This is a genomic window from Anabaena sp. PCC 7938 (genome assembly GCF_049315035.1).
GTDB lineage: Bacteria > Cyanobacteriota > Cyanobacteriia > Cyanobacteriales > Nostocaceae > Anabaena > Anabaena cylindrica.
Genome location: NZ_CP186034.1, coordinates 5,373,002 through 5,398,062, shown reverse-complemented (window position 1 = coordinate 5,398,062; position 25,061 = coordinate 5,373,002). Strand labels below are relative to the sequence as shown.

Genomic DNA, 25,061 nt, shown 5'->3' with positions numbered 1-25,061 from the left:
ATAACTAGCAAGTTGGGTTAGGTAGTAAGTTGCAATGGCACCACCTATAGTGTCTAATTTGATGATGAAAAAAAAGAAACCGTCTTTGGTGCTAACGCTATCAGCTGCCGGGTTATTGATTGGTATAGGAAGTGCAGCATATTGGTTTTTTGCCCAAGGACAACTATTTTCCAGAAATTTGCCAGTGGGTGCAAATATTATTCCTGAAGATGCCTTAGCTACAGTTTCCTTGACGACGGATACTAAGCAATGGCAAAAATTGCAGGAGTTTGGAACATCAGAAACTCAAAAAGAACTGAATAAAAATTTAGTACAACTCCAACAACGGTTTCTCACCAATAATGGTTATAACTTTGAGAAAGATATTCAACCGTGGGTAGGTGACGAAGTCACGATCGCTATTTTGGCTTCTTCTGCCGTAAAACCTTTATCTAAACCAGTAGCCACTAATGTTGAAGTTACTTCTGAGCAATCAGTAGTCATGGTGCTACCAATTAAAAATCCAGAAATCGCCAAAAGTATTTTGGCACAACCGAAACCCCTCAAACAAGGTAAATGGATTGACCGCACTTATCAAGGAATCGCTATTAAACAAACTGAAGGACAAGCTGGAGGAAAGCTTTCAGCAGCATTGATAGATGAGCGTTTTCTCGTAATTACAGATAATGCTAAGGCCACAGAAAGGACGATTGATGCTTATAAAAGCAAAGCATCTTTAGCAAGCATAGGGGGCTTTGTTCAAAATTTCTCAAAAATGTCCAGTTATCAACCTTTTGCTCAATTTTATGTCAATGTGCCGATCGCAGCAAGAATAGCAGCAAAAGCTCCCAACCGTCCTTTACCAGCCCAGGTTTTAGCGCAACTTCAAAATAACCAAGGTTTAGCGGGAACTGTCACTTTAGAACCGAAAGGAATCCGTTTAAAGGGTGTTTCTTGGTTAAATCCTCATAGTCAGCGAGTGCTGGCAGTAGAAAATCAAGCTGGAACTATGCAAAATCGCCTACCCAGCGAAACTTTAATGATGCTTTCTGGTAGTAACTTAAAGCGGTTATGGGCAGACTACATTTCTACATCTAGGGGAAATCCTTTATCACCAATGATGCCTGAACAAGTGCGACGGGGTGTAAAGTCGTTAACAAATTTGGATTTAGATCGGGATTTACTAAGTTGGATGAAAGGTGAATTTTCAGTTTCAGTGATTCCTAGTACCCCAAAAGATGGTTCACCGGATAATTTTCGGGCAGGGTTGGTATTTATGACAAAGGTAGGAAGCAAAGGTGAGGGAGGCCAAAGGAGTACGGCAGAAACTTCCTTAAAACAGCTAGATGAGGCGATGCAAAATCAATACCAGTTTAAGATTCAATCGGCAACTGTTGGGGGTAAACCTGTTGTCAACTGGATTTCACCTTTTGGGACTTTAACTGCTACTCATGGCTGGTTGGATGAAGATGTACTTTTTTTCGTTCTGGGCGCTCCTATCAGCGATAAAATTGTTTCCAAACCCAAAATTACACTCGGTAGTACTCTCGCTTTTCAAGAAACCGTCCCCAGAGAATTGAATCCAGCCAAGGGTCTATTTTTCTTGGATATGGAACGGGCTGTTAAAAGCTTTACTCTGAATACAACATCTCCCAGTCAACAAGCTTGGCTTGCAGCAATACGCACAATTGGGCTAACAACTGCGGTTAATGATAGTCGCAGTCAGCGATATGACATCTTTCTAGAACTTAAAAAAACTGGGAAGTAGGAGTTCGGAGTTCGGAGTTCGGAGTTCGGAGTTCGGAGTTCGGAGTTCGGAGTTCGGAGTTCGGAGTTCGGAGTTCGGAGTTCGGAGGCAGGAGGGTAGGAGAAAGATAATCCTCTTCCTGTTCCCTGTTCCCTGTTCCCTGTTCCCTGTTCCCTGTTACCTGTTCCCTGTTACCTGTTACCTGTTTCCAATTACCAAAACTAGATAGGATCAGAATAGTCGGAATTAAATTCAGTGAAAAGTGATTAAGATTTGAGTTAGGTTTATTTTCTAACTCCGTCTAATTACTTAACTGATATTGATTCAAGCATTTACTGGGGAGAAGAGTTTATGAATCTGGTTGTACTCCAGAACTGGCTAGATAATGCCTCTTTTGCTGTCTTGTTCTGCACTATGCTGGTGTATTGGGTGGGGGCGGCTTTTCCAAATTTATCGGCAACTGCGGCTTTGGGGACGGCTGGAATGGCGATCGCTAATTTGTGTATTGCTACTCTACTAGGGGCTAGATGGATTGAAGCTGGCTATTTCCCCTTAAGCAATCTCTATGAGTCCCTATTTTTCCTGACTTGGGGTATTACTGCCATCCATCTAATTGCAGAGAATAGCAGCCGTAGCCGCTTGGTGGGGGTTGTAACTGCTCCTGTAGCGATGGGAATAGCTGCTTTTGCTACCTTGACATTACCATCAACTATGCAAGTGTCAGAGCCATTAGTACCTGCTTTAAAGTCAAATTGGCTGATGATGCACGTTAGCGTGATGATGTTAAGCTATTCGGCTTTAATGGTAGGTGCGTTGTTAGCGATCGCTTTTTTAATTGTCACTTACGGAAAAAACATTCAACTACAAGGTAGTTCCGTTGGTACAGGTGGCTATCGCAGCAATGGTTACAAGTTACTTAAAGCCGGTGAGGTGATTTCTCAACCCCCAACACCCGCAGTGGAAAATAATGGCTTTTCTCGTTTGGAAAGCAGTAATAACGGCAACGGAACCGCTGTTTTAGATTTGGTAACTGTATCGGAAACTCAAACTGTAGAATCTACTGAAACTCTTTCCCCTCAACGCCTCAGTCTAGCTGAAACTCTGGATAATATCAGTTATCGCATTATCGGTTTGGGATTTCCCCTACTGACAATTGGTATTATTGCCGGTGGTGTTTGGGCTAATGAAGCTTGGGGATCTTACTGGAGTTGGGACCCCAAAGAAACTTGGGCGTTAATTACTTGGTTAGTTTTCGCCGCCTATCTTCACTCTAGAATAACTCGCGGTTGGCAAGGAAGAAAACCGGCAATTTTAGCCGCTGGTGGTTTTGTTGTGGTTTGGATTTGCTATCTTGGTGTAAATCTTTTGGGTAAAGGTTTACATTCTTACGGTTGGTTTTTCTAGACAATTTACTCGATAATCCCCTTAACTCTTGGGTTGAGGGGTTTTATCCAACGATTAAATCAGGTCACTTTTAGTAAAAAATAGTGCTTCGCAATTCTCAATACTACTTTTTACCCATCTGCCCACTTACCCATTTGCCCATTTTTTAATTTATTGCTATACTAAAACCATTAGATAATCTAGGCAATTAACTTCAGATACTAATGTTTGTTGTCCAACTTCTTCATATTATTCTTCCCTAACAAAAACGCTTTTCTAAAACTTCTTTTTATCTAAAAGTTAATTAGGGATAAGTATTTTATCGTGGGCAGTATATTTTGCGTAAATTTAAATAATTGGCATCAAGGTTATTGAAAGGTGAATAAAAGTGGACACAAAAGCCATAATTTCAGATCAAAACTTCCAACAGATTAAAGAATCTGCATCCATTGATAAGAGAGGACGCTTAACATTGGGCGCTGAAGCGACATCAAAACAATATCGAGTCATGAAGAACAAATCAGGGCAAATATTACTCGATCCAGTAGTCAATATTCCCGAACGTGAACTGTGGCTATGGAAAAACCCAGAAGCTACTGATTCTCTGAAAAAGGGTATGCAAGAAGCTGCTGCTGGAGAACTACATGATTTAGGTTCTTTTGCAGAGTATGCAGATTTAGAAATTGATGACTAAGTAACATTCGTAATTTGTTACAATTAAGTTAGAAAATAAAGCCCCTAAACTTCTTTTATTCAAAAATTTTTGGGGGTTTACAGTTTTATAATGGATCAAATCAAGTATCAAAACTCATTTTGGTAAGTAAAAGAATAATTTTTAGAAATTAGTAGTAAATTCACAGTGCAGTACAAATTAAAATTCACAACTGAAGCTAAAGAAGTTCTAAAAACATTAAAAATACATGATCCTAAGAAACATAAAAAAGTATTAAAAACTTTGGGGTTGATGGAAGTAAATTTACGTCACCCCAGTTTAAAAACTCATGAATATGATTCTCTACAAGGGCCTAATAAAGAAAAAGCTTTTGAAGCTTATGTTGAAAATAAAACTCCCGCAGCTTATAGAATATTTTGGTATTCTGGGCCAGAACAAGATGAGATAACAATATTAACCATCACACCACACCCTTAGAAATAGTGCAAATAAACATACCAAATGACATGGACTCTATTACACGCCCAAATACATCGGACTATTCGCACACGTCGTCTATTTGAGCGTAACCAACGGTTATTAGTGGCGGTTTCTGGTGGACAAGATTCTTTATGCTTAATTAAATTATTATTAGATTTACAACCTAAATGGGGATGGAATTTAGGTATTGCTCATTGTGATCATCGTTGGCGTGAAGATTCCCAAGCTAATGCTGATCATGTGCAGAATTTAGCACAAAGTTGGAATATACCTTTTTATTTAGAAACGGCGATAAATCCTGTTAATAGTGAAGCTACAGCCAGAAGTTGGCGATATCAGGCTTTAACTAAAATTGCCCAAAATTATAATTATCAATATATCGTTACTGGACACACGGCGAGCGATCGCGCGGAAACTCTGCTTTATAATCTAATACGTGGTACTGGCGCAGATGGTTTACAAGCTTTAACTTGGCAACGTCCACTAGCTGATAACATTCTGTTAATGCGTCCATTGTTAGAAATTACTCGTTCCCAAACAGAGGAATTTTGTCAAAATTTTAACTTGCCAATTTGGGAAGATTCCACAAATCAAAATTTAAAATATGCGCGAAACCGCATTCGCCAAGAACTTTTACCATATTTAAAAGAAAATTTCAATCCCCAAGTAGAATCAAATTTAGCCCAAACTGCCGAACTGTTGCAAGCAGAGGTGGAATATTTAGAACAGGCAGCCCTTAATTTGCGGGAAGAAGCAATGGAAGGAGGGAAAAATGGGGAAATGGGAGGAAATCATCTCAACCATCCTCTGAGGTTAAATCGGCGCGTATTGCAGAAAGCACATCTAGCCCTGCAACGTCGTGTCATGCGTCAGGTGCTGCTAGAAATATTACCCAATGCTCCCAACTTTGAACATATCGAGAAATTAACGGCTTTAATTACAGCCCCAAATCGTTCCCAAACCGATCCTTTTCCTGGTGGTGCGATCGCAATGGTACAAGATAGCTGGATTTTTATAAAAAAAGATAAAGAATAAAGGGTGATATTGTAATTCATCCTTCATTCTTGACTTTTGCTATGAAGCAATCAACTGTAAATTGGGTATCAAACTCTGGAGAGTTTGGCGCATTTCAGTAATAGTCTGAACTTGAGAATCACCAGTTTCTTGAACATGAGCCAAAGAATTAGATATCGCTTGCAGCTTATCCCGTAAACCATCCAAGCAATCTTGAATAGGTTGTAATGCTTCTTGATAGAGATTGACTCTACCCCAGCATTGATAATTGGTTGTTTGCAAGGTGAGTAATTTTGCTTCTATGGTTTTGAGTTCTTGGCGTTTTTCATCTAGTACAAAGTTTTGATGATCAATGCCCTCCTGGTTCATCTCCAGTTCGGCAATCAGTTGCGAAATCTCACTTTCGAGCTTTTGTAGTTCTTGGGAGTATTGTTGTCGTTGGTAATCAATTTGGGCGAGAATTGACTCTAAATTAATATTGTTCTCATCTGGAGAATGGACAACAGTTTGTCCTTGTCGTTGCAAAAGGATATTTTGGTTACGCGTTAGAGTTTTTTGTCGATCTATTAAATTACGGCGTTGTCCTTCCAAACTATCATTGAGCATCTGGTACAGGAGTTCTTCATCTGCTAGTTCTGCTTCTAAATTTTTTAAATCTTCCCCTGATGCTTGCTGTATCTTTGTTTGTAGTTCTTCTATACTTTCTTGTTTGTAATTGAGTTCTTGTTCTTGTTCTTGAACAAAAATAGAGTCTTGGTGCAATTTTTCCTGGTCTTCTGCTACCATCTTTTGCAGTTCTTCCAGGGGAATTGTCTGCAAAGCTTCCACATCGACTTGCTGTTCGACAGCTAAATTACCAGCCGTTGCTACCAAAGCCTGGGTTTGTTGGTATAAATCTTCTTGATTTTGCAACTGCTGTTTGAGTATGGCAGAAAACTCCTCTTTATTTTTCAGCGTGGCGGTAGTCAGTTGGAACTGAACTAGTTGTTGCTCTAAAGAAAGTATTTCAGTTTGGCGATCGCGCACAGTTTGGGAAATTTGTTCAACTTCCTCTTGCTGTTGATGAGCTAAAGTCAGTTGCGACTCTAGTTGTTGCCAATGTGGGTTAAGAGTAGCTTGTTGCTGTTCGATCAGTTCAAAAGCACGATCAAGGTCTTCCCGTAATGTTCCAGTGGAACTAATGTCATTCGTAGACAAGCGCTTGAGTAAATCAGCAATGAGCCGACTTTGCTCCTCACCCAAAACTGAACCCTGGGGGGCATTTGCTTTGATCTCATCTAGACGACGCTGTTCTCCCCGTAAATGCTCCCAAGCACCTTCTAATTCCTGACGATTGCGTTCAACTTCCGCTTGCAACTTTTCAATTTGCTCACGGGATGTTTCTACTTCGTGTTTTTGTGTTTCCAGGCGTTGAACATCATTTTCCAGTTGTTGCAGTTGTTCTAATCTTGATTCCATGTCCATTTCGCGGCGATTTAGCTCTTGGACTTGAAACATGAGCGACTGCTTCCACTGGTCAATTTCGTCTTCTTTGAGCTTAAATTTTTCCATCTGGCGGGAAAAATTCTGCAAAATGTTGACTAGGGGACGGCCAGCCTCTTGAATCCGCTGCACTTGGCGATTGGGACTCAGTTCCACTAGTACTAGTGCGCCATCGTTCAATTTACCTGCTTCTTCCGCAGTGATAGTTTCTTCTGATACAGTGTTCCAATTCTGGTCGCTTCGTTGACAAGCTAGTAGTTTTAGTTCTGTTTTAGAACCACCACTGAGTAAGCCGCCTTTCTGCTTTTGTACTTCTGCTAAATACAGCACACCGCTAGTCCTTTTGATGCACTTTACGTCCGTGTTTTGGGATATATCTTAAATTATTCTGTTAACTTGTCTTGTTTAACCTCAGTTTAACAGCACAAGATAAACAAAACTATTTTATGGAAGTGATATCTCACATCTTGATATATCTTGATATTTGGTAGACGCGGCAATGTCGCATCTTTTATATCCTGTACCCATGATAGTAATTATGACTACCGTGTGAACACTAAGTTTGTCAGTCATTGATCATAAAAGGATCATGTTTGGCTTTTGAGACTACTTGTCTAGGTCATCTTAACCTGAGTTGCAACATGAAAAAACTGAAAGTAACAATTGAGATAGTAATCTCTCTAGAATGCCACGGAGGGTTTTTTAGCTAAATGCAGGGAAATTTAAACGAAATTGACATTTACAGTATCCTACAACTGATTTCCTTAGGACAAAGAACTGGACAGTTGTGGGTACAAGCGCATTATTCTTACCCAACTCACAAACTGAGTGGAGAAGACACTCTCAAGTATCGTTCGTCGGGAGAGAGTAAACCACTGTCGTGGTTTGTATTTTTCCTGAATGGTCAAATAGTCTATTGTCAAGCGGGTGAAAGTAGTTTATCTCGGATTGACGATTACTTGCGTCATTATCGAGTTGAGCGGCGACTTAATAAAACGCAACTTGCTACCTTAGAATCTACGAATTCTCCAGAGTATGCGTACATTTGGGCGCTTCTAGAGCAGAATATTATTACCCCAAAAATAGCTCGCAATATCATTCATGGCCTAGTACATGAGACACTCTTTGATCTGTTGAGTTTACATCAAGGTAGTTTCATTTTTGATTTAGGTACAGCACTTGTTCCACAATTAACTAGCTTGGAAATAAATACTTTAGTAACAAAAATCACTAAACAAGTACAAGAATGGAAACAATTATATCCCCATATTCAATCGCCAGAACAGTTGCCAGTACTGGCTGATATAGAAAGATTTCGCCACTCATTACCAGCATCAACAGTTAATAAGTTACAACATTGGGCAGATGGTAAAACATCCCTACGGCAATTAGCTCGTTATCTCAACCGTGACATTTTAACCGTTGCCAAAGTCATATATCCTTACGTACAACAGGGGTGGCTACAATTAGTATATTCTGTGACTGATAGCCCTAGCAATCAAATACCAAATGGGAAGCAACTAGATCAGAACAAAGGACGGATAGTATGTATTGAAGATGCGATCGCCATCTGCCAAACTGTAGAGTCAATCTTAAACCCACAGGGCTATGAAGCAATCTGCATCACCAAACCCTTAGAAGCCCTCAGCCTAGTTTTTCAACTCAAGCCAGATTTAATTTTATGCGACATCGCTATGCCGGAATTAGACGGTTACGAAATTTGTGCCATGCTGCGACATTCCACAGCATTTCGGCTGATCCCAATTATTATGCTGACAGGGAAAGAAGGATTTATTGATCGTGTCAGAGCTAGGATGGTTGGAGCTACAGATTATTTAACAAAGCCATTTTCAGATACAGAATTACTGATGCTGGTCGAAAAATATATCAACATAGATTCTGGTGTGGGAATATAAACGGAATACAAGACTTGTGGATTTGCTCAAACATAGGGTAAAAAATGTTATCACAGAATCAGCTAACTCCAGTAAGATGTCTAGAATCAGTAAATTATTACAATACTAGAATTAATTTATACAGTTAATATTTGTTAGAAAACCAATGAATATTCATTCTAGAAACACAAAGTCTAAATCAGGAGGTAGATAGGTATTTATGAGTACAGTTCTGATTGTTGAAGACAGTATTGCTCAAAGGGAGATGATTACAGACCTCCTGAAAGCAAGTGGTTTAACGGTTGCTCATGCTTGTGACGGAGTAGAAGCTTTAGAAGCAATTCAAAGCAAACCTCCCGATTTAGTAGTTTTGGATATTGTCATGCCCCGCATGAATGGTTACGAACTGTGTCGGCGGTTAAAATCTGATCCTAAAACCCAAAATGTGCCTGTAGTCATGTGTTCTTCCAAAGGGGAAGAATTTGATCGCTACTGGGGAATGAAACAGGGAGCCGACGCTTACATAGCCAAACCATTTCAACCAACTGAATTGGTAGGAACAGTCAAACAACTGCTGCGAGGATAAAAGTCAATAAAAATAACAACAGATGAAAAAATATGGTTAGCAAACCAGACTTTTTAAGTGGTAGTGGTCAAGATCAATTTCGCCCGGAATTACAACTAGAAAGTCCCGAAGGTGAGTTACATTTAAGATTTTACCTTCCCTCGTACCAGGAGTTTGCATTGCAAGCCACTGGGATTCGGGAAGTTATCGAACTCAGTCCAGATCGAATCACTCCGATTCCTAATGCTTCTCCCTTGCTTTTGGGTACTCTAAATTTGCGAGGAAGACTAATTTGGGTGGCAGATTTAGGACAATTTTTGGGGGAGGGAACTGCATTAAACACGGATAGATCTGAGATACCAGTAATTGCTATTGAAGATCAAGACATAATAGTAGGTTTAGGAGTAGAGCAAATCTGTGGAATGGGCTGGCTTGATGTACAGTATCTGATGCCATCAAATAACGTACCAGATACTATGGCTCCATTTTTGCGTGGAGAATGGTTAGATACTAAAAATAACAAGTATCTAAGACTAATAGATCAAACAGCTATTTTGCGAAGTGCGCGGTGGGCAGGATGAAGTCGGGAGGGAGGAAATGGTAGTAAATATAGATGATCACAATTCAAAATATCAGCAAGCCGTAAAAGCTTATACAGAAGGAGACTATGAAGTTGCAGCTACTTTAGTAGACCAAGTGGTGCAAAATTTACCAGATGACCCAAACTCTCATCTGTTAAGAGGACACATCTACTATGTTTTGCAGCAGTTTGAGATAGCAAAAACCGAATACGAGCAGGTATCTCATTTAACAGATGATGAAGAAATTATTGGTTCTGCCACTAGTTACCTTGAGAATATCAATCAATACTTACAGTCATTTGGGGGAGGAGAATTATTAATAGACAATGATGAGCCAATCAATTCTAGAGAAATGTCTAATGGTCTGGTAGCAAATGATGCAGAATTATTAGATTTAGGAGTTGCTGGAGATTTTGATGACAGCAACTTTGATCTGCAATCCTTTGGTGAATATCAACCATCTGATAATGCCCTCAAAGATATATCCCAGGATAATCTCTTTGATAGCCATTTAGGCGATCTAGAATTTGATCAAATACCAAATAACGTCATGGCTTTTGGTGATGATCCTTTCGCCTTAGATCAGCCATTAAAAGGTGCAGATGCAAATGGCATCAGTGATAATGGAGAATTAGGAGCTTTCGACCTACCCCTGACTTTAGAGCCGATACCAAGTATTGATAGTGGTGAGGCATCAGGAGCTTTGGAATTACCTCCATTTTGGCAAGAAGATATTTCAACAGGGAATATCGGAAATTCAGGAGAGAATAATCCTTTTGCTGAGATTGAAGTCAATTCTGCTCAGGAATTTTCAGGAATAAAAGACGAGCAGACAAATTCACATTTTGGAGAAATCAATAATTGGGAACGTACACCTGAATTATTGATGGAACAAGATTCATCAGACTTTGAAGATATAAGTGTGGGCAATTTTGACTTTGCCAACCATAATTCGGAGGAGATCAACACCGTCAAGAATTGGGAACATACGCCTGAATTATTGATGGAACAAGATTCATCAGACTTTGAAAATACAAGTATGGGGAATTTTGACTTTGACAACCATAGTTCGGAGGAAATAAACGTTGGTATTTATGATGAACAAGAAATACCTAATAATTTAATCAAAAATGATTTCAGAGACAGCACTGAACATACATATTTGAGCGGTTTAGATAATTCATTATCTCAAATCCCTGAGGAAATAGAGACTGCACAAGAATCAAATTTAAATACGGAAATATCCTCGTCTTGGAACAGTAATTTTGAGCGTCGTAACGAGTCGATTAACTTAAATACCAAGCAGAAACAAGATAACTTTGATGATGATAATTTCGATTTAGAGGCCTTTGAGTCTGCCTTTGGCTCAGAAGGTTTTCCTGATGATGAAGATATCCATAGTATTTCGAGTATCTCACGGGGAGAGAATTCTAAAAATAATATCCAGTTTTTAGATGATTTTGACGATTTTGATGATTTAGGTAATATTCCTAGCTTTGATCTGACTGGAAGTTCTAGCTACAGCGATGTGGATTCATTATCTCAATCACAGGGAATCAGAAGTACAAATAGCCATAATTTTGGTGGTACAAATAGCCATAGTTTTGGTGGTACAAATAGCCATAGTTTTAATGAAGAGACCGATAACAGTATTGACCGTGATGAGGAACTGTTCTCGATTACTGGGGCGCAAGAAGCAGTACCTGTATTTACTGAATCAGATGCTTCTAAGCTAGAACCTAGCGTCAGTGTTGAGCAAGGCTTGTTTGCATTTTTTGAGAATGCTTCTCTAGAAACAAAGCAATTGTGGATCGCTGGAACAGTGGGTTTCACCTCAGCAATGGTAGCTGCTGTAATTAACTTTGGAGCTATGCAAATTTCTCCAGCTGAACACCGGGTTTCAGTGCGGAATACAGGCTGGGCAATGGCTGTAGCAGCGGGAATTGCTGGGGGAGCAACAGCAGGCTTCATGGGGAATCTCACACTCAAGCAAATTCGGCGCACTACCAAAGACCTGCAAACACAGTTTGATGCTGTCCGGGAGGGGAATCTGAATGTTCAAGCCACAGTTTATTCCGAAGATGAATTAGGATACTTAGCCACTAGCTTCAACGATATGTCGCGGGTAATTTTCACGACTACCAATGAAGCTCAAAGGAAAGCGGTTGAGCAAGAAGAAGCGAAAGAAAACCTGCAACGCCAGGTAATTCGCCTTTTGGACGATGTAGAAGGAGCTGCGAGAGGAGATCTTACAGTCCAAGCTGAGGTGACAGCCGATGTGCTAGGAGCCGTAGCTGATGCTTTTAACCTGACCATTCAAAACCTGCGGGATATTGTGCAACAGGTGAAAGTGGCTGCCAGAGAAGTAACCAAAGGCTCAACTAACTCGGAAACCTTCGCTAGAGCCTTATCTGGGGATGCTTTGCGCCAAGCAGAAGAGTTGGCTGTCACCCTGAATTCCGTGCAAGTGATGACTGAATCTATCCAACAGGTAGCAGTAGCGGCAAAAGAAGCAGAAACTGTTGCTCGTGATGCTAGTACGATCGCACTTAAAGGAGGGGAAGCAGTAGAAAATACCGTGGCGGGGATTTTGGAAATTCGGGAAACAGTAGCGGAAACCACCCGCAAAGTTAAACGATTAGCAGAATCATCCCAAGAAATTAACTCTATTGTGGCCTTGGTTTCCCAGATTGCTTCTCGTACCAACTTATTGGCACTAAACGCCAGTATTGAGGCAGCAAGAGCCGGAGACGCTGGACGAGGGTTTGCAATTGTCGCCGATGAAGTGCGTCAGTTAGCAGACAAATCTGCCAAATCTTTAAAAGAGATTGAACAAATCGTGATGCAAATCCAGAGCGAAACCAGTTCTGTAATGACAGCGATGGAAGAAGGTACACAACAAGTAATTCAAGGGACAAGATTAGCAGAAGAAGCCAAGCGATCGCTAGAAAATATCATTCAAGTAGCCGATCATATTGATCGGTTGGTGCGCTCAATTACCAGTGACACCGTAGAACAAACGGAAACATCTCGTGCTGTAGCTCAGGTAATGCAATCAGTGGAACTCACAGCCCAAGAAACCTCTCAAGAAGCACAGCGAGTTTCAGGAGCCTTACAACACCTAGTAGGGGTATCTCGTGACTTGATTGCTTCTGTGGAACGCTTCCGAGTGGAAACCATTGAATCCAGGTAAAAGATGCAAAATGAAGCATGAACTATGATTCATGCTTCATCACCGATTCTACCTTGAGGATTCTCATGTTGAGTACGGGAAGCTGTCATCGGGGGATCTACAGCCTTAATCATTAATCCTTTATTCTTCATCGTTTATGCAGCCGGAACAACAACAGCGGATTTTGGGTTACTTTATCGAAGAAGCCAGAGAACACCTGAATACTATCGAACAGGGGTTACTGAAGCTACAAGATACCCTCAACGACCCAGAAATGATCAACGAAGTCTTCCGGGCCGCTCACTCCATCAAAGGAGGTGCGGCTATGCTGGGCTTTAATAGTATCCAGCAAACATCTCACCGTCTGGAAGATTGTTTCAAAGTTCTCAAAGAGCATCCAGTCGCAGTTGACCAAAAGTTAGAGTCTCTGTTTCTGGGTGTCTCTGATACTTTAAAAGCGTTGTTAGATCATCTGGGTAGTCCGTTTGGCCTTTCAGAGGAAACGGCGCATACTTTGATGTTAGAAAGTGAACCTATATTTGCAGGACTTAATCAGCATTTAGAACTACTTTTACAATCAGCTGATGGTGCCAGCTTATTAGCTGAATCTGCACCGACAACGCAGCCAAAACAGGATTATAGACCTCAGCCGCAACCACAAAAACCACCAGTAAGCAGCAAAACTGATGATGAGTTAGAGTTCCAAACTCAAGTGCTACAAGCCCTGCGGGATATGTTGCAATTGTTTAAGCAAAGCAGCGTATCCTCATCCAGAAACGATCTACAGAAATGGTGTGACAAATTAGTTAAGCTTGGTGAGAGATTAAATTTGCTCAACTGGTGCAGTTTGTGTCAAGCAGCAGGTAATGCGATCGCAAATCCTGAAAATTCCTATCTCACTTTAGCTAAAATCATTATTACCGAAATCAAACAAGCTCAGGAACTAGTTATTCAAGGTAGAGAAGCAGAAATAACTATTAGTCCACAGCTAGAAGCACTTGAACTACTTCCAGAACTGGAGCTATTAGAACTAACACTTGATTGGGCAGATGAGCAATCAGTAGCAGTAACAGAATTTTCGGAAACGCTGGAACTACATACAGATAATTTGTGGCTAGAAGAGAATAGCACGATTATATTTGAAACAACAGAAGAACTAAATTTAGCAGCAGATACCAGCGATAACTCCTTTAATAACTTGCCAGATATAGCAGAAATAAACACGGATGCAACTACTGTTTCTGCCGATTCTTTATTCAGTTATCAAGACTCAATACTCAACCTCAATCATATTATTGACCTCACTGGGCCAGAGGTAGGTATTTCTGAGTTAAACACCCTAGCTGACTTGTTTGCAGGTGAAACTCCCGAACTGGAGGAAACCTGGCAAAAAGGAGAAATGCTAGATACCACAATTCATCAGCTAGGAATTAGTGATAATGAAATTGAGGATGAGAATGATGATCTTGATTTAGATTATTTCCTCTCCTTGGATACAGATAAAATTGATGTTCAGCAACCAAGCTCCACCAATACTCCAGAAGACCTGACCCCATTATTTGGCGACAACTTCTTAGAAGTAGAAAATTTAGAACAACAACACCAAACAACAACAGCCCAGACTAGAGAATCTAGTGACAATTTCCTTGATGATCTCAATTTGGAATTGTCTACGACCGATTCTATCAATGTAGAATTGACTGTTAATTCTGTAGAAATTGAGTCAGCAGATATTAATACTCATGAAGCAGTAGAAAATTTGTCGGCAGTAACAGATGAAAATGAATTGTTGTCTACAGAGCCAGAATCTCTAGTAGAACTTGAAATTAATCCTAACTTAGAATTATCCAACATCACTGCCAACAGTGTTGATAACTTATTACCAACTGCAAATGCTGATTCCCTAGAAGAACTGACCTTTGATATCCCTGCATTAGAACAGAATCAACCAACACCAGAAAGCTTGTCTTTGGACAATCTGTTCAACGAACTTGCAGAAGATACACAAGAACCAATAGATGATTTAGGAATTGGAGATATATTTGATTTACCAGAGGAAACAACGGCAGTAGAAGTTGCCACAGATGAAGACGACTTCAACAGCTTCTGGAACGAGACAGATGTAGTTCCAACCCCAGAAATCGCCGCTGTTGTAGAGCAAGATGTAGCTAGAGAATTAGAGGAAAGTTTATTTGCAGCATTATCTGGGGATGGGGAAGCTGTAAGTGATCATCAGGAATCGGAAACAGACCTCAGTTTTTACTTGCAAGACTTTGATTTTACTGTTCAAGAAAAAGAAGTTGATAATCTAAACTTGACCTCGGATACGGTCGATAACTTATTTGCTGATTTGGCAGATTCTCAATTCAATTTCTCCATAGTTGATAATGGTGGAATATCTTCATTGCCGGAAGTACATAGCTTCTCTCAAGAGCCAGAAGCATTAAATTTCACCCCGGAATTTACTAACCAATCTTCCCAAAAATCTTCTGAATTGGAGGATACCCTGGTTAGTTTTGATGATGACAGTAACCAGGATTCATCACTGGAGTTGACAGGAATAGATGTGCCTGTAACTGCTTTACCAGCATTGACAGACCAAGAAGAGTTAATTATCAATTCTGAAAATATTGATTGGGTAGATAGTTTATCAGCAGAAGCAAGCGACACAGTTGTAGATGCTGATTCCTTAGAATTGGGTTTAGAAGCAGATGAATCTGCTATGGAATTGGCAGTTTTGGCTGCAACCGATGAAAATATTCACACAATAGAAGAAAAAGCTGAACAATTAGAGGTAGAAAATACAGTAATAGATACTGCTGAAAATGAAGCCTCCTTCCTTGATGAATTGGCCGAATTAGACGCATTACTAGAAGATGAAGAATTAGATGTGAGTGCTAGTGCTGCCATCCCAGATGCAGATTTTGCAGCTTTAGAAGAATTGCTAGGAAGCAATAATTTTGCGATCGCGCAAACAGCCCCAGCGCCACCAAAAGTTTATCAACCTGCGGTGGCAAAAGCTCAAAATCCGGTTGTATCTTCAGAACTGCCTGATGAATTTAGGGATTTGGAGAAATTACTTGCTGAAGCGGATCAAACAATGAGTTCCCAAGGCAGAGTAATTAAATCTAGTACCAGCAAAACACCACGTCCCACAACTCGACGAGTCAGAGAAGAAAGCATGAAGATTCCAGTTAAACAACTGGATGAAATGAGCAACTTAGTTGGGGAGTTGGTAGTTAATCGTAATACCTTAGAGCAGGATCATGAACGGCTGCGACAATCATTAGATAACTTGCTAATTCAGGTGCAGCATCTTTCGGATGTAGGAGCGAGGATGCAGGAATTGTATGAGCGATCGCTATTAGAAGCATCTCTCCTCAGTAGCCGGAATCGCTCATCAAGAGATAACAGTAGCTCATCTGGCAATTCCCAAGACAGAGGATTTAGTGAACTAGAAATGGATCACTTTACTATGTTTCATACATTGTCCCAGGAGACAATTGAGTTTATTGTACGAGTGCGAGAATCAGCCAGTGACATTGATTTCGTCACCGAAGAAACCGAACGAGTAGCACGGCAGTTCCGTCAAGTCACCACCCAGCTACAAGAGGGACTGACAAGAACCCGAATGATACCTTTTGCCCAGGCTATCGATCGCTTGCGGAGGGGAGTGCGCGAGAACGGCATTAAATGTGGCAAACAAGTGGATTTAGTCACAGAAGGAGCAGATACATTAATTGACAAAATGATTTTGGATCATCTCACCGATCCATTGACTCATATGCTCAATAATGCGATCGCTCACGGTATCGAAACTCCAGAGGTTCGCAAAGCTACTGGCAAGCCAGCAATGGGCATCATTACCATCTGCGCTTTCCACCAGGGCAACCAAACAGTAATTTCTGTAACTGATGATGGCGCTGGTATCGATCATGAAAAAGTCAAATTCAAAGCGATTCAAAAAGGTGTAATCACACCAGAAGACGCACAAAATATGTCTCGTCTAGATATCTACGATCTTTTATTCCTACCCAGTTTTAGTACTGCTGATGAGATTGATGATCTCAAAGGACGCGGTGTAGGCATGGACGTAGTTCGTACTGATATTAGCGAAATTCGCGGCACAGTTGGTACTGATTCAATCATAGGTAAAGGAACCACCTTCACCATACGCTTACCACTCACCCTCAGTATCTGTAAAGCCCTCTGCTGTATCTCTGATAAATCAAGAATTGCCTTCCCAATGGACGGAGTAGAAGACACACTAGACATATCCGCAACAGATATTCAGCAAGATTCTGATGGACAATCATTTATTTTCTGGCGGGATACAGTCCTCCCATTCCGACCTTTACACGAAATTCTCGCTTTCAATCGCCAGATTAGTCGCGGTAACATCTACGGCAATACAAGAGATGATGACCTGCTTTCTGTCGTCGTATTACGCTCAGGCAATACAATGGTCGCTCTCCAAATTGACCAAGTATTAAGCGAACAAGAAATTGTAATTAAGCAATTTGAAGGCCCCGCACCCAAACCCAGCGGTGTGGCTGGTGCCACAGTTCTCGGTGATGGTCGCATCATGCCCATTGCCGACGTTTTAGAAATTATTGACATCTTCCAAGGTAAGATGTCCAAACAAATTGGTGGCGGTTCTTGGCAACGCAAAACAGCTTCTCCCGTCCCTGAAACTCCAGATGTGAAGATTGAGCCAACAGTGTTGATTGTCGATGACTCAATCACAGTCCGAGAATTGCTCTCACTCACCTTCAACAAAGCAGGTTATCGTGTTGAGCAAGCCCGTGATGGTCAGGAGGCTTGGGATAAACTGCGTTCCGGTTTACCTTGCGATATCGTCTTCTGTGACATCGAAATGCCCCGTTGTGATGGACTGGAATTGCTCTCACGCATTCAAAAAGATAATACTCTTAACCACCTGCCCATAGCCATGCTCACCTCACGAGGTGCAGACAAACACAGACAAATGGCTGTTCAGCTTGGTGCTAGTGGTTACTTTACCAAGCCCTATCTCGAAGAAGCATTACTAGAGGCAGCTTCACGGATGTTGAAAGGAGAAAAACTCGTTACAGCTTAGGTGGGGACTGGGGATTGGGAAATCCTATACTCTTCCCTGTTCTCTTTTGAAAAACTCCAGTTCTCAACTTGGACGAGGTTTAATTTCCAGGACTCACGCACTGAAACGGAAAACTGTCATTCTGAGCGCAGCGAAGAATCTCTCCAGAACTTGAAACGCCTATTCTACCGTTCTCAACTTGGCTGAGTGCGTAAGTCCTAATTTCTATTCTTTCAGGAGTAGCCTAAAACTGGGGATATCGAGAGAATAGAGAATACACAGTCATAATTTCTATCACTATGTCTAATTCTCCAAAACCACTCACCTATCCCAAAACTAGCAAAAGCGATCAAGTTGATAACTATCACAGTACATTGGTTGCCGATCCTTATCGTGCCTTAGAAGATCCAGATTCAGAGGAGACGAGAGTTTGGGTTGAGGCACAAAATCAAGTTACCTTTGGTTACTTGAACGAAATTTCTACTAGGGAACAAATTAAACAACGCCTCACCAAACTTTGGGATTATGAAAAATATGGCATTCCCTTTAAAGAAGGTGAAACTTATTTTTATTTCAAAAATGATGGACTGCAAAACCAAAGTGTGCTTTACACTCTGCCTAACCTGGATGCAGAACCTAGAGTTTTACTAGACCCTAACAAACTTTCAGAAGATGGAACAATTGCTCTTTCTGGAATTGAAATTAGCGAAAATGGTAAACTTTTAGCCTATGGTTTATCAGCATCTGGTTCAGATTGGCAAGAATGGAAAATCCGTAATATAGAAACAGGTGAGGATTTACAAGACCATTTACAATGGATTAAATTTTCTGGTGCATCTTGGACACATGATCATCAAGGTTTTTTCTACAGTCGTTATGATGAACCAAATAAAAAAACAAAATTAGAAACAGAAAATGCGGTCTTGGTTTCTTCTCAAGAAGAGCAATTTTCCAACACAGATGTTAATTACTACCATAAACTTTATTACCATAAACTTGGTACACCTCAATCAGAAGATATCTTAATTTATCATCGTCCTGATGAGAAAGAATGGGGTTTTAGTGGTGAAGTTACAGAAGATGGCAAATATCTAATTATTTCCATTTGGCTAGGAACTGATTCTAGAAATTTAGTTTTTTATAAAGATTTGACTAACCCTAATTCTGAAGTTATCGAACTAATTAACCAATTTGAGGCTGATTACAGTTTTATTGAGAACGATGAGCAGGTGTTTTATTTTCGTACAGATTTAAATGCACCACGAGGTAAAGTTATTGCCATTGATATTAAAAATACCTCATCAGAAAATTGGATAGAAGTTATTCCTCAAACAGCAGAAACGTTAGAAAGTGTAGGCATTCTTAATAATCAATTTGTTGCTGATTATCTCCAAGATGCTCATAGTCAAATTAAAATATTTGACCTTTCAGGTAAATTTGTTAGGGAAGTAGAATTACCTGGACTCGGTTCAGCAGGAGGATTTGGTGGTAAGCGTTATGATACAGAAACTTTTTATAGTTTTACCAGCTTTACCACACCAGGAACTATCTACCGCTACGACATGAAAACTGGTAAAAGTGAAATTTTCCGCCAGCCAAAAGTAGATTTTAATGCTGATGAATATGAGACAAAACAAGTCTTTTATCAAAGTAAAGACGGTACAAAATTACCAATGTTTATTACTCATAAAAAAGGCATTAAATTAGATGGTAATAATCCCACTTATCTCTATGGATATGGCGGTTTTAATGTTTCCTTAACACCAAGCTTTTCCGTTGGGTTTTTGGTATGGCTAGAAATGGGGGGAGTGTATGCTGTGCCTAATTTGCGTGGTGGTGGTGAATATGGGGAAGAATGGCATCAAGCGGGAATGAAGGAGAAAAAGCAAAATGTCTTTGATGATTTTATTGCTGCGGCTGAATGGTTAATTGCTAATAATTACACCCAACCTCAAAAATTAGCTATTGGTGGTGGTAGTAATGGCGGTTTGTTGGTGGGTGCTTGTATGACACAACGTCCTGAATTATTTTGTGCTGCTTTACCCGCAGTGGGTGTAATGGATATGTTGCGCTTTCATAAATTTACCATCGGCTGGGCTTGGGTGGCTGAATATGGTTCTTCGGAAAACTTGGAAGAATTTAAAACTCTCTATGCTTATTCACCTTTGCATAATTTACAGCCGGGAACTGCTTATCCTGCGACTTTAATTACTACCGCAGATCATGACGATAGGGTTGTACCTGCTCATAGTTTTAAGTTTGCTGCGGCTCTGCAAGAAGCTCATGGTGGTGATGCACCTGTTTTAATTAGAATTGAGACAAAAGCGGGACATGGTGCGGGTAAACCAACAGCGAAAATTATGGAGGAAGTGGCTGATAAGTGGGCATTTTTGGTGAGGGTTTTGTCTAACTATTAGATGATACTTCCCGTTGCTACAGCGGATTACAGACCAATGAGGCTTCCCTGCGGGACGCTACGCGTAGCTCGCTTCCCCGGAGGGGTACGCCGAACTCCGATAGCTTGCGTGGCGTAGCCATACGGTACAGAATCTCAGATGAACTACCTCTAGTTAGCTTCGCTTGAACTAGAGGTTTCTACATCCTCTAGTTTGTTATTAGCAAAGTCCCCTTGAGATTTTTGACGCTTCTTTTCCCCTAGTTGCCTCATGCTTCCCGCTTTTTGCGGGTGCGTGAAGTAGAGCCAGAAAGATCAGCGTCTACGAGGCTAGTTCCTAACCCCGGTAGAGTGCCTTTTGCCCAATAAAGCATGACCTCAGCAGCAGCAATATCCCTGTCCTGAACATACCCACAAACACCGCACTGATGCTCTCGTTTATCGAGTGTTTTCTTGTGCTGATTTCCGCATTTTGGACAGGTTTGACTAGGTTTTACTTGACGGGTTGGGACTTCCACGAAGACACCACCAATTTGTTCTACTTTGTATTTAATAGATGCTCTAAGCATCCCAAAACCCACGTCAAGAATTGATTTATTTAACCCAGCTTTTTGCTTTTTGCGCTTACCTTTCTTCGCTTTACTAGTCATATTCTTAACTTCTAGTTTTTCCGTTGCAATGAAGCTATTACTGCCGATTATTTCTACTGCAACTTGATGTACCCAGTCTTGACGTTGATTAGCAACTCGTGCGACTAGTTTACTAACTTTCACTTGGGCTTTTTTATATCTTCTAGAAGCCTTGATTTTTTTGTTTCTATTTGGTGCGCGTTTACGTCTCTTCTCCTTAGAAGCTTTTTTGATTTTCTGTTCAGCAATTCTATAAAACTTAGGGGCATCAATTTGTTGATGATTTTCCCCGTCGGTAATTGATAATGCTGATTTACACCCTAAATCAATTCCTACCGCACCAATGGGTAAAGTTTTTGGTTTTAGGGCTTGCTCTAAAACATTAACTGTTATAGAGGCGTACCATTTGCCATTGCGAAAAACAATAGTGCAAGTAGTAGGTTTCCCCCAATATTTGGCTTGTCCACGCATTTGAATCTTGCCAATTTTGGATAGATTCAGATACCCATTCTCGCCATTAGATTCTACTTTAAACCCAGCAGAATCTGGATATGTCCACCCCGAATAATGCCTGATTGATTTGAATCTAGGACGTTTACCCAACCCTTTAAACCAGCGTTCAAAAGCAAAATCAACCCGCTTTAAAGTCGCCTGTAAAGCATGGCTAGGAAGCTCTTTGTATTCTACCCAGACTTCTTTAAACGCTGGCAAACAATTTTGTTGCTCAAAATAATCAACCTTGTGGTTAAACTTTTGATATTGGGTAAATCTGTTATTGACTGCGGCGTTAAATAAGTCTTTGTGTAACTTTCGGTGATACCGCAATTTTGATTCAGTTGTCTGATTTGGATATAACCGGAAAGTCATACGTCTGATCGCCACAGTAAATATTTACCCTCTGTTTAAAATCTGTTATTTTATTAATATAAATTAGACACGGGGGTTTGTCAAGTGGTTGCTCGTAAAGGCTCACACGCTGTATTCTCTATTCACCTACACTTTATATTTGTGACTAAATACCGAAAGAAAATAATTAATGCTCCAATACTGGAAAGAATGCACGAGATTTTTGCAAATATCTGCATTAAGACTAACTGCATATTAGTAGAGTTTTCTGGTGAACAAGATCACGTTCATTTACTGGTGGACTATCACCCTGACAATAATATTTCTGATTTTACATCTAGTTTAAAATCTGCTAGTAGCCGGATTATTCGTAAAGAATTTAAAGAACATATTGATAAATTTTATTGGAAACCTGTCTTTTGGTCTAGCTCGTATTATGTGGCATCAAGTGGTGGTGCGCCAATTGAAAAACTAAAACAATATATTAAGGAACAAGACGCACCAACGAAGTAAATAGAATAGAAAGATTGGTTATTTTCGCTTCACTGCAATAACCCGCTCTAACCCCTACCCTATGGGTACATTGAGGGTAGGGACTGCCGCGAGTAGTTCAAAGCCAGAAACCAAGCCAGTTTCACTACTGACTACTGACTACTGACTACTGACTACTGACTCCTGGCTACTGACTCCTGACTCCTGACTACTGACTACTGACTCCTGACTTCTGACTCCTGCTGTATTTCTGGATGTAAAATAATTGCTGATATAATTTACAGCTTGGTATCACTTTATCTTTTAACTGTTTGATCAGCCCCATACTGCTTAATTTATAAGTTATGAGTGAATCTAATGTTATTGGTTGTTGAGAATTGATCACCATATCTAACGCTTTTGCTAATTCAGGTTGTTCTTGCAATATTGCTTGATGACGCTGCAAATGAGAGGAATAAATTCCAGTCGATGTAGCTGCTGTATCTAGGAATTGAGCAAAGCTAATATCTCCTCGACTCAGATGATAAATAGCTGTATGTGTTAAGGCTGGATGTCCTTCTACCATTGCCATCAGTTCTCTAGCTTCTTGGTAGTCAGTCCAGTTGAGTCCATAAAGTTGAGCTAATTGCTGTACTTGCTCTAGATTGAAACTATTTAACTCTATTGGTAATCCTACATTAAATGGTGATTGTTTTAACTGAAGAGGGACATAAATTTCAGTTGAATGAACGATGATTAAGCGTAGTTTTTGCCAAATTGGTTGTCTCTTAGCTTCTTCATACCATGAACGAAAGAGAGGTAAAACATCTTTTGCTACTTGAGGATGTTCAAAAATATAGTTGACTTCATCTACCGCTAAAACCAGAGGGGAATCAATTTGCTTTAAAAGATGATTACGAAAATAAAGAGAACAACTAATTTTGCTACCGATATCTTCATCCCAATAGTCTTCTAGCTTTGGTTCTAATTGCAGTTGACGAGTAACATTGGCACATAACCAGCGCAAAAAACGATTCAAATCGTTCAAAATTACATCATCAATTTGTTCTAGATTTAAGCTAACAGTGCGGTAGCCTTGCTGAGTGGCATAATCCAAGGTTCTCAGTAGTAAAGATGTTTTTCCCATTTCTCTAGGTGCTTTAATTCTGACTAAAGCCCCAGGTTTTCTAATTTCTTCATAAACTTGCGTTTCCACCGCAGTTCGTTCTATATAAAAAGGAGAATTGAGGGGAACTGCACCATTTGGATAACAGGGAGAATTGAGGGAGTTATCTATATTGTCTATAGAAACAGGATTATAGGGGCTAATATGAGATCCAAAAACGTTTGTGGAGATGTCTTTGTGTCTGTTCAACTCTGAATTAGATATTTGTGTTGTCAGATTTTGATTTACCCAATCCAAATTAAAGACTTTTGCATAGATTGGGTTCTTTACTGTTAAAATTCCTTGATGTTGGGCGACAAGTCCCGACAACCGCAATTCTAGGTACTCAGGGGAGTTGTGAGCAAGGATTTTTCCTTCTTGTATAATCTGCTGATATAGCTGTAATAACTGTTGGCTTCTGGGAGTGTTGCGAAGTATGCGATCGCGAATTGTCCTTAAATGCTCTGGTTCGTCCTGACTTTCCCAATTTTTAATAATTTGATTTTCTACAATTTGCTCCACCCACTGCGATTCTTCACCTTCTTGGGAAGAAGAAAAAGCTGTATTGTTATTGCAGTAATTTACAATTAACCAACAAAGTTTCTGAGTCAAAAAAGGTTGTCCATTAGTCCAAAATAAAACCTCTTTTAAGACTGCTTGTGGATTGCTAATTTTTCCTATTAATCCCTTTGATAATGGTTTGCTATCCTGGATTTGGAACCCTTGTAATTCAATGGCTCTACCGATGTTAAATGGCGTAGAATAGTGTTTATCTTGAATCAAATCTGAAGGCGTAGCTACCCCTAATAAAGCAAATGACAGTCGCCTGTAAGCTGGCTTGATGGCTCGACTTTCATAACAATGGCGAATCAGAGCAAAAAATTCGTCGGTAGAAAACTTCAAACCCAGCACGTTATCAATTTCATCTATAAAGATGACAATATTTTCCTGAATTTGCGTCAGTAATACCGTTTCTATAAATTGATTTAAGCACTGAATAGGAGAAAGATCATCATGTTCTTTTAACCAACTACGCCGATTTATTTGGAGCTTAAAACCACTTGCTAATTCCTGAATAATTCCCCCATACCATTGGGGTGCAGTAATTTGCTGGCTACCAATACCACTCAATTCAATTTCTGCACAATTAATACCCGTAGACCTTAACTTGTCCATTGTCCGTACTCTTAAGCTAGACTTCCCCATCTGCCTAGCATTGAGAACGTAGCAATAATCACCAGCTAATAACCCTTCGTAAAGTTCAGAGTCAGCCTGTCGCACTACGTAAGTAGGGGCATCAGGTGGCAGACTACCACCTGGTTGATAGGTAGCGTTGAGTTTGGTAAACATTGGATTTATTAAGACGGTTATAGGTTGTTTAATGCCTGAATTTAACTAAAATTAGCTGATTTTTTAAAGTCCTAAATTTAACTGAATTAGTGAATTAACAAGCTAGATATCATTTAAACACTTAATTACACAAGTAGATAGACAAAAATACTTACAG

General features: G+C 40.1%; 15 protein-coding genes. 12 read left to right on the top strand and 3 right to left on the bottom strand.

Annotation, left to right across the window (positions count from 1 at the left end):
• The first annotated feature begins 34 nt into the window (after positions 1 to 34).
• The 5 genes from ACOWPH_RS24145 (at position 35) to tilS (ending at position 5,297) form a co-directional block, all read left to right on the top strand.
• A complete protein-coding gene (locus ACOWPH_RS24145; RefSeq protein WP_015212654.1) occupies positions 35 to 1,747 on the top strand; it encodes a DUF3352 domain-containing protein in 1,713 nt (570 codons plus the stop codon).
• 330 nt (positions 1,748 to 2,077) lie between these two features.
• Entirely contained in the window at positions 2,078 to 3,130 is a 1,053-nt protein-coding gene (gene ccsB / locus ACOWPH_RS24140; RefSeq protein ID WP_015212653.1) for a c-type cytochrome biogenesis protein CcsB, read from the top strand.
• Positions 3,131 to 3,497: 367 nt separating this feature from the next.
• Complete coding sequence (locus tag ACOWPH_RS24135) at positions 3,498 to 3,803, top strand: hypothetical protein (protein ID WP_015212652.1); 306 nt, start codon at positions 3,498 to 3,500, stop codon at positions 3,801 to 3,803.
• 165 nt (positions 3,804 to 3,968) lie between these two features.
• Positions 3,969 to 4,259, top strand: a complete 291-nt coding sequence (locus ACOWPH_RS24130; RefSeq protein ID WP_015212651.1) for a hypothetical protein — start codon at positions 3,969 to 3,971, stop codon at positions 4,257 to 4,259.
• 24 nt (positions 4,260 to 4,283) lie between these two features.
• A complete protein-coding gene (tilS, locus tag ACOWPH_RS24125) occupies positions 4,284 to 5,297 on the top strand; it encodes a tRNA lysidine(34) synthetase TilS (protein WP_015212650.1) in 1,014 nt (337 codons plus the stop codon).
• A gap of 39 nt (positions 5,298 to 5,336) precedes the next feature.
• Here the strand turns inward: tilS and hmpF are convergent, their stop codons facing one another.
• Complete coding sequence (gene hmpF, locus ACOWPH_RS24120) at positions 5,337 to 7,088, bottom strand: pilus motility taxis protein HmpF (protein ID WP_015212649.1); 1,752 nt, start codon at positions 7,086 to 7,088, stop codon at positions 5,337 to 5,339.
• 380 nt (positions 7,089 to 7,468) lie between these two features.
• On the opposite strand from hmpF, the gene ACOWPH_RS24115 reads away from it, so the two are divergent.
• The 6 genes from ACOWPH_RS24115 (at position 7,469) to ACOWPH_RS24090 (ending at position 20,465) form a co-directional block, all read left to right on the top strand.
• Entirely contained in the window at positions 7,469 to 8,674 is a 1,206-nt protein-coding gene (locus tag ACOWPH_RS24115) for a response regulator (protein WP_015212648.1), read from the top strand.
• A 199-nt stretch (positions 8,675 to 8,873) separates the two neighbouring features.
• Positions 8,874 to 9,239 (top strand): response regulator transcription factor, encoded by a 366-nt coding sequence (locus ACOWPH_RS24110; RefSeq protein WP_015212647.1) that lies wholly within the window; start codon positions 8,874 to 8,876, stop codon positions 9,237 to 9,239.
• Between the two features lie 32 nt (positions 9,240 to 9,271).
• Positions 9,272 to 9,799 carry a chemotaxis protein CheW gene (locus ACOWPH_RS24105; protein ID WP_015212646.1) on the top strand — a complete coding sequence of 176 codons (528 nt, stop codon included), beginning with the start codon at positions 9,272 to 9,274 and terminating at the stop codon, positions 9,797 to 9,799.
• 16 nt (positions 9,800 to 9,815) lie between these two features.
• Entirely contained in the window at positions 9,816 to 12,992 is a 3,177-nt protein-coding gene (locus ACOWPH_RS24100) for a methyl-accepting chemotaxis protein (RefSeq protein WP_250855146.1), read from the top strand.
• Positions 12,993 to 13,128: 136 nt separating this feature from the next.
• On the top strand, positions 13,129 to 18,069 hold the full coding sequence (locus tag ACOWPH_RS24095) for a response regulator (protein WP_015212644.1): 4,941 nt from the start codon (positions 13,129 to 13,131) through the stop codon (positions 18,067 to 18,069).
• 278 nt (positions 18,070 to 18,347) lie between these two features.
• Positions 18,348 to 20,465, top strand: coding sequence for a prolyl oligopeptidase family serine peptidase (locus ACOWPH_RS24090; RefSeq protein WP_015212643.1), 2,118 nt, complete (start codon positions 18,348 to 18,350; stop codon positions 20,463 to 20,465).
• 247 nt (positions 20,466 to 20,712) lie between these two features.
• On the opposite strand, the gene ACOWPH_RS24085 is transcribed toward ACOWPH_RS24090, so the two are convergent.
• Positions 20,713 to 21,939, bottom strand: a complete 1,227-nt coding sequence (locus ACOWPH_RS24085; RefSeq protein WP_422665629.1) for an RNA-guided endonuclease InsQ/TnpB family protein — start codon at positions 21,937 to 21,939, stop codon at positions 20,713 to 20,715.
• 84 nt (positions 21,940 to 22,023) lie between these two features.
• Here ACOWPH_RS24085 and tnpA point away from each other — a divergent pair, with 84 nt between their 5' ends.
• The gene (gene tnpA / locus ACOWPH_RS24080) at positions 22,024 to 22,431 is read left to right on the top strand and encodes an IS200/IS605 family transposase (protein WP_015212641.1); all 408 of its coding nucleotides are present in this window, start codon (positions 22,024 to 22,026) and stop codon (positions 22,429 to 22,431) included.
• 187 nt (positions 22,432 to 22,618) lie between these two features.
• On the opposite strand, the gene ACOWPH_RS24075 is transcribed toward tnpA, so the two are convergent.
• The gene (locus ACOWPH_RS24075) at positions 22,619 to 24,904 is read right to left on the bottom strand and encodes an AAA-like domain-containing protein (protein WP_015212640.1); all 2,286 of its coding nucleotides are present in this window, start codon (positions 24,902 to 24,904) and stop codon (positions 22,619 to 22,621) included.
• Positions 24,905 to 25,061: the final 157 nt, after the last annotated feature.

What these genes read in the sequence shown, in the direction of transcription:
- ACOWPH_RS24145 (WP_015212654.1), top strand. Translation starts at nt 35, where the DNA reads ATGGCACCACCTATAGTGTCTAATTTGATGATGAAAAAAAAGAAACCG.
- ccsB (WP_015212653.1), top strand. Translation starts at nt 2,078, where the DNA reads ATGAATCTGGTTGTACTCCAGAACTGGCTAGATAATGCCTCTTTTGCT.
- tilS (WP_015212650.1), top strand. Translation starts at nt 4,284, where the DNA reads ATGACATGGACTCTATTACACGCCCAAATACATCGGACTATTCGCACA.
- ACOWPH_RS24115 (WP_015212648.1), top strand. Translation starts at nt 7,469, where the DNA reads ATGCAGGGAAATTTAAACGAAATTGACATTTACAGTATCCTACAACTG.
- ACOWPH_RS24110 (WP_015212647.1), top strand. Translation starts at nt 8,874, where the DNA reads ATGAGTACAGTTCTGATTGTTGAAGACAGTATTGCTCAAAGGGAGATG.
- ACOWPH_RS24105 (WP_015212646.1), top strand. Translation starts at nt 9,272, where the DNA reads ATGGTTAGCAAACCAGACTTTTTAAGTGGTAGTGGTCAAGATCAATTT.
- ACOWPH_RS24100 (WP_250855146.1), top strand. Translation starts at nt 9,816, where the DNA reads ATGGTAGTAAATATAGATGATCACAATTCAAAATATCAGCAAGCCGTA.
- ACOWPH_RS24095 (WP_015212644.1), top strand. Translation starts at nt 13,129, where the DNA reads ATGCAGCCGGAACAACAACAGCGGATTTTGGGTTACTTTATCGAAGAA.
- ACOWPH_RS24090 (WP_015212643.1), top strand. Translation starts at nt 18,348, where the DNA reads ATGTCTAATTCTCCAAAACCACTCACCTATCCCAAAACTAGCAAAAGC.
- ACOWPH_RS24085 (WP_422665629.1), bottom strand. Translation starts at nt 21,939, where the DNA reads ATGACTTTCCGGTTATATCCAAATCAGACAACTGAATCAAAATTGCGG.
- ACOWPH_RS24075 (WP_015212640.1), bottom strand. Translation starts at nt 24,904, where the DNA reads ATGTTTACCAAACTCAACGCTACCTATCAACCAGGTGGTAGTCTGCCA.